Raw genomic sequence first — 5,870 nt, 5'->3', positions numbered from 1 at the left:
GCCCTTGCCCTCGACGTCGAAGGTGAGCACGGTGGAGCCGCGGAAGTCGAGCATGTGCTGGCAGAGGTGGCGGGCGGTCTGGAGAGGCAGCAGGTCGCGGTGGAAGGGCTCGCCGCGCGAGGACTTGGTGACCGCGCCGTTAGAAGAGATGAGCCACAGGTCGAAGCCCAGTTCGGCGGCCACGGGAAGCGCGAACTTGTGCCGCCGTCCCGTGACCAGGATGACCTCGACGCCGCGTTCGTGGGCGCGGCGCAGGGCCTCGATGTTGGCGGCCGGGACCTGGAACTGAGGATTGAGCAGGGTGCCGTCGATGTCCACGGCGATGAGGCGGATGGGCGAAGTCACTGGGGAGATTCTAGCAGGCACCGGCCAGGCGCGCTCTTGCGGTCGGATCCCTCGTCCGCCCGGACCGACCGCAGATCCTCGGGAGGGATTGACGAGCCGGTACATATAGAAATACGATAACGACAACCGATAATGCGGCAGGGAAGGACAAACGGGCGGAGCGGCCGGCGCGATTCCGGCAAGGAGCAAGCGCTCTATTCCGGCCTGGTCCGGCTCCACATCCTCCACCACGCGGCCAGGGAGGGCATCTTCGGCTTGGGCATGATCGAAGAGCTTGCCCGGCACGGATACAAGCTCAGTCCGGGGACCTTGTACCCGATCCTCCACGGTCTTGAGCAGAAAGGACTGCTGTACTCCCGGGAACGCGCGCGCGCCGGCAAGATCCGCCGCGTGTACCGGGCGACCGCCGCGGGCCGCAGAGCGCTGGCGGTAGCGAAAGGGAGGATCCGGGAGCTGTTCGGTGAGCTCTTCGAAGGGCAGACCCGGGCAAGACCGCCCAGGAGGCGGGCCTAGCCCTGCCGTGTGGGCGGGTGGAGTGATGACCATGCGCGAGCCAAAGCACTCCCAAGCGGGCAGCATCAACTCGCCTCAGCTTCCAGGAGCGACGCTGGGGTGGGCCCCGCGATGAATCCCGCGCTGCTGTTCCGTCTGCTCGTCGCTGTGGCGGCGCTGGTGGCGGGCGGGATCGCCTCGCTTTCGGGCTTCGGGATCGGGAGTATCCTGACGCCGCTGCTGGCCACCGAGTTGGGCACCAAGCTGGCGGTGGCGGTGGTCTCGGTGCCGCACCTGGCGGGCACGGGGCTGCGCTTCTGGCTGATCCGGCGGCACGTGGATCGCCGCGTCCTGCTCAGCTTCGGCCTGGCCAGCGCGGCCGGAGGACTGATAGGCGCGCTGCTGCACGTCTGGCTGCGCAGCGCCGTCCTGGGCTACCTCCTGGGCGGACTGCTGGTTTTCGCGGGGATCAGCGGCCTGACCGGGCTCACCGCCCGCCTGCGCCTGGGGCGGAGCGCCGGCTTCGCGGCGGGCGCTCTCTCCGGGGCCTTCGGCGGACTGGTGGGCAACCAGGGAGGCATCCGCTCGGCCGCGCTGCTGGGCTTCGACGTCTCCAAGGAAGCCTTCGTCGCGACTGCCACCGCGATCGCGCTGCTGGTGGACGCCTTCCGCATGCCGGTGTATGCGGTCACGCAGTGGCGCGACGTGGCTGGAGCCTGGCCGCTGATGGCTCTGGCCGCCGCCGGCGTGATCGCCGGCACCCTGCTGGGACAGCCGGTGCTGCGCCGCATCCCGCCGCGGGCCTTCCGGGCCCTGGTTTCGCTGATCATCCTCGCACTCGGCGTCTGGATGCTGGCGCATCCCGGAGGCTAGGCACGGGTTCGATGGTGGGGAGGATGCGATGGGCAAGCTGTGGAAGTTCCTCGCGAGCCGATCGGGGGTCGAAGCGGGCAGCATCCTGCTGATCCGCCTGGCCGTGGGCCTGATCTTCTTCACTCAGGGGATCCTGAAGTACACCGACCCCAACATGGGGGTGAACCGCTTCACCCGCATCGGCTTCCCGCATCCCTGGTTCACCGCGCACTTCGTGGGGAGCGTTGAGGTGGTCTGCGGGGCGATGCTGCTGGTGGGCCTGCTGACGCGGCTGGCGGCGGTGCCGCTGCTGATCGTGATCGTGACCGCCATCGCCACCACCAAAATCCCCGAGCTGCTGCGGCCGGGACAGGGCTTCTGGTCCATGGTGAGCGACGCGCGCGCCGACTTCGCCATGCTGTGCGGGCTGCTCTTCCTTCTGCTGAGCGGGCCCGGAAGGCTGTCGCTGGACGCGCGCCGGGGCGGCGGGGAGAAGCCTTGAGATCAGGGTCGCGGCCAGGGCGGCACAGGCTGCTCTTGTGCGCGCTGGCGCTATTGCTGGCCTGCGGCAGGGCCTTCGCCGGGCCTCCCTTTCAGACCGACGATCCGGAGCCGGTGGACCTCCACCACTATGAGTTCTACACCTTCTCCACCTTCGATCGCGGAGGCGGGGCCACCACCGGCCAAGGCCCCGCCTTCGAGTTCAACGTGGGCGCCGCCCCCAACCTGCAACTGCACGTGGTGGTGCCGGTGGCTTGGTCGCGGCCCGACGCCGGGCCCACCGAATTGGGCGCGGGCGACATCGAGCTTGGGGTGAAGTACCGCTTCGTCGAGGAGAAGGGAGGGCGGCCGCAGGTGGGCATGTTCCCCATGCTGGAGGTGCCCAGCGGCGACGCGGGCCGCGGGCTGGGCAACGGCGGGGTGTGGGCGCGCCTGCCGCTGTGGATCCAGAAGAGCTGGGGGCCATGGACCACCTACGGCGGCGCGGGATACACCATCAATCGCGCGGCCGGGATGCAGGACTCGGGCTTCGCGGGATGGCTGGCACAGCGCCAGTTGGGCAAGCGACTCATCCTGGGAGGCGAGATCTATTATCAGGGCGCGCAGCAGGTGGGCGCGCGGCAATCCACTTTCCTCGACGGCGGCGGCTACCTCACGCTGCACGGCAACCTGAGCCTGCTGTTCATGGGCGGACACAGCGTGGCGGGCGATCGGCACACGGTGGGGTATCTGGGCCTCTACTACACCTGGGGAAAGGACCGCCCGCAGCCGGGCTCGCCGGCGCCGGCCCCGCCCTTCACGCAGCGCTGGTTTACGCCAGGAGATCGCCCGCCGAGGTAGCCGAAGCCCGCGCAGGGAAGGGCCGAGGCTACTGCTCCTCGTCCGGGTGAGATAGCTCGATGGTGTGCAGGTGGATGATGGTGCCGGTCTCGGGATGCATCTCGGGGGTGATCTTGTAGGTGTCGCGGCGGGCGACGTAGCCTTGGGCCTCCAGCTCCAGCACGCGGCGGTGGAAGCTGTCGGCGTCCCATTCGCGCACGACGATGACTTTGCCGGTGGTCAAAGGCTCACCACGAAAGACACGCAGGTTACCACGAAGGCACGACGGGAGACTCGCGCCGCCGAGGCTAAGCCTTCTGCGCCGCGCGCTCGGCCTCCAGGCGCGCGATGGTGGCGCGCAGCCACTGCTCCAGCCGCGCCTCCATCACCTGCTGGTTCTCCTGGTTCTCCAGGGTCTCGACCGTCTCCCCCTGCGGGCTCAGGGGGATATGGTGGCAGGGAACACTCTCGCCGCGGCGCTCCTTGGGGACCAACTGCATGAGCACGCACTCTTCGCAGGGATGGGTGCGCTCGGGGTCGCCGAAGTTGAGGCAGCTAAGAGAGTCCTGGAAGGTGTGCGTGGGCTTCCAGGGGGTGCGGACGGAGCGGCCGTAGCCGCCCTGCTCGAGGAAGGTGAGCTCGAATTTGAGGACGTCGAGGATGTCGCGGTCGTCGTGGGCCATACCCCTAACCTCCATCCGGCTGCCGCGGGCTTCTCTGGTCCCTGGGGCGCCGGTACGAGTCCCAGCTTAGGCGGGGATGTCGCAGGACGCTGTGACCTATGTCACAGGGCGAGGTGATTCTAGTACCCCGGGGCGCGGGGATGGGGAAGGCGTGGGCGGCTTCGTCACGCGGGCGCGTGATGAAGGTCACAGCCAGAAGGACGGCGGCCGGGCTACAAGGAGGACGTGGCGGAACGACCGAGCAGCGATCTCTGCCATTCGCCCGCCCACCGCGAAAGGATGCCGGCCACGCCTTCTCTGCCCAACGTGTCCGTGGCCTGGCATCTGGCGTGTGCCCGAGCCCTGATGCCATACCCCACCTTGTCGCGGGGCCAGGGCACACGCCAGGTGGGCACGCCGCCCCCCACACCATGAGCCGCGACTTCGCCTCACTCACGCCCCAGGAGACCCTGCTCGCCGCCATCACCATCGAGGAGCGCAACGGGCGCCTCTACCGCAACTACGCCGAGATGTTCGAGGAGCTGAGCGACCCCGACTCGCAGCAGGTGGCGCAGGCCTTCCGCGAGATGGCGGAGGAGGAGGACCGGCACGCCGCCCAACTGCGCGCCTCCTACCTGGAGCGCTACGAGAAGCAGCTCTGCCTGCTGACCCCGAGCGAGATGGCCGACACCATCGAGTTCCCGCGGCTGGAGGACGGCGACATCTACTCCGTGGGGCGGATGCGGGTGGGCAGCATCAGCCGGGTCAACGCGCTGCGCGTGGCCCTGGCCGCCGAGGAGCACGCCCGCCGCTTCTACCAGCGCCTGGCCGAAGGCGCCAGCGATCCTCCGATGGCGCGCCTGTACGCCGAACTGGCGCAGTTCGAGGCCGGGCACATCGTCTTCCTCAACCAGAAGCTGCGCGGGATCTCCCACCTGACCAACGCCGGCTGAAGCGCGGCCGGGACCGCGTGTACAATCGCTAGTTCGATCCGCGCCCGCGGTCGTTCGCCTATGGCCAAGATCACTTTCCTGGAGTGCTCCAAGTGCGGGGAGAAGGTGTCCCCGCAGAAGCCGCAGACCGTCTGCCCCCAGTGCGCGGGCTCGCTCTACGTGCGCTACGACCTGAAGGCGGTGCAGAAGAAGTTCCCGCGGGCGCGCCTGGCGGAGGGCCCGCGCAGCATGTGGCGCTACGCGGCGGTGCTGCCTGACGCCCCGCCCGTCACCCTGGGCGAAGGCTTCACCCCCATGCTGCCCAGCCGGAAGTACAAGCATGTCTTCATCAAGGACGAAGGGCTGAATCCCACCGGCTCGTTCAAGGCGCGGGGACTGTGCGCGGCGGTGACCATGGCCCGGGCCTACGGACTGAAGAAGCTGGCTATTCCCTCGGCGGGCAACGCCGCCAGCGCGCTGGCTGCCTACGCCGCGGCCGCCGGCCTGGAGGCGCACATCTTCATGCCCCAGGACGTCCCCCAGGCCAACCTGGTGGAGTGCCGCAGCTACGGCGCGCACGTCACCCTGGTGGACGGGCTGATCTCCGATTGCGCCCGCCTGCTGGGGGAGCGCAAGCAGCAGGAGGGCTGGTTCGACATCTCCACGCTGAAGGAGCCCTTCCGCGTGGAAGGCAAGAAGACTATGGGCTACGAGGTGGCCGAGCAACTGGAGTGGGGGCTGCCGGAGGCCATCATCTATCCCACCGGCGGCGGAGTGGGGCTGATCGGGATGTGGAAGGCCTTCGAGGAGATGGAGGCGCTGGGGTGGCTGAAGCGCGGGCAAAAGCGGCCCAAGATGATCTGCGTGCAATCAAGCGGTTGCGCGCCTATCCCTAAAGCATGGGATGAACATAAGCCGGTCTCGGAGGCGTGGGCCCACGCCAGCACCCTGGCGGCCGGGCTGAGGGTACCCAAGGCTTACGGCGACTACATCATCCTCGACATCCTGAAGCAGAGCCGAGGGGCGGCGGTGGCGGTCACCGACCAGGAGATCGTCGAATGCGTGCGCGAGTGGGCGGCGGAGGAGGGCGTGTTCGCGGCGCCCGAGGGTGCGGCCTCGCTGGCCGCCTACAAGAAGCTGCTGGCGCGGAAGTTCCTCAAGCCCTCAGACACGGTGGTGCTGTTCAACACCGGCTCGGGACTGAAGTACATCGACGTGATCGCGCCCGCGCTGAAGGCGGAGGCGGGTGCGGCGGACCAATCCGCGC

At 68.7% G+C, this 5,870-nt stretch carries 9 protein-coding genes; 6 read left to right on the top strand and 3 right to left on the bottom strand.

The window, feature by feature from the left end:
- The coding region (locus tag VEG08_06075; protein HXZ27552.1) for an HAD family hydrolase at positions 1–345 on the bottom strand (345 nt) is incomplete at its 3' end.
- A 132-nt stretch (positions 346–477) separates the two neighbouring features.
- On the opposite strand from VEG08_06075, the gene VEG08_06070 reads away from it, so the two are divergent.
- The 4 genes from VEG08_06070 (at position 478) to VEG08_06055 (ending at position 3,030) form a co-directional block, all read left to right on the top strand.
- Positions 478–858 carry a PadR family transcriptional regulator gene (locus VEG08_06070; GenBank protein HXZ27551.1) on the top strand — a complete coding sequence of 127 codons (381 nt, stop codon included), beginning with the start codon at positions 478–480 and terminating at the stop codon, positions 856–858.
- 99 nt (positions 859–957) lie between these two features.
- Positions 958–1,710: a sulfite exporter TauE/SafE family protein gene (locus VEG08_06065; GenBank protein ID HXZ27550.1), complete on the top strand. Its 753-nt coding sequence runs from the start codon at positions 958–960 to the stop codon at positions 1,708–1,710.
- 28 nt (positions 1,711–1,738) lie between these two features.
- Positions 1,739–2,191, top strand: a complete 453-nt coding sequence (locus VEG08_06060; GenBank protein ID HXZ27549.1) for a DoxX family protein — start codon at positions 1,739–1,741, stop codon at positions 2,189–2,191.
- Positions 2,192–2,226: 35 nt separating this feature from the next.
- Positions 2,227–3,030, top strand: a complete 804-nt coding sequence (locus VEG08_06055) for a transporter (GenBank protein ID HXZ27548.1) — start codon at positions 2,227–2,229, stop codon at positions 3,028–3,030.
- 28 nt (positions 3,031–3,058) lie between these two features.
- Here VEG08_06055 and VEG08_06050 read toward each other — a convergent pair whose 3' ends face one another.
- Complete coding sequence (locus VEG08_06050; GenBank protein HXZ27547.1) at positions 3,059–3,253, bottom strand: hypothetical protein; 195 nt, start codon at positions 3,251–3,253, stop codon at positions 3,059–3,061.
- Between the two features lie 64 nt (positions 3,254–3,317).
- The gene (locus tag VEG08_06045) at positions 3,318–3,692 is read right to left on the bottom strand and encodes a hypothetical protein (GenBank protein HXZ27546.1); all 375 of its coding nucleotides are present in this window, start codon (positions 3,690–3,692) and stop codon (positions 3,318–3,320) included.
- 410 nt (positions 3,693–4,102) lie between these two features.
- Between VEG08_06045 and VEG08_06040 the strand changes: the two genes are divergently transcribed.
- Positions 4,103–4,624 (top strand): ferritin family protein, encoded by a 522-nt coding sequence (locus VEG08_06040; protein ID HXZ27545.1) that lies wholly within the window; start codon positions 4,103–4,105, stop codon positions 4,622–4,624.
- 60 nt (positions 4,625–4,684) lie between these two features.
- On the top strand, positions 4,685–5,870 hold a 1,186-nt coding region (locus VEG08_06035; GenBank protein HXZ27544.1), incomplete at its 3' end, for a threonine synthase.

This window comes from Terriglobales bacterium (genome assembly GCA_035624475.1).
Taxonomy (GTDB): Bacteria; Acidobacteriota; Terriglobia; order Terriglobales; family Acidobacteriaceae; genus DASPRL01.
The sequence above is the reverse complement of the archived record's forward strand: the minus strand, read 5'-3'. Positions and strand labels throughout refer to the sequence as shown.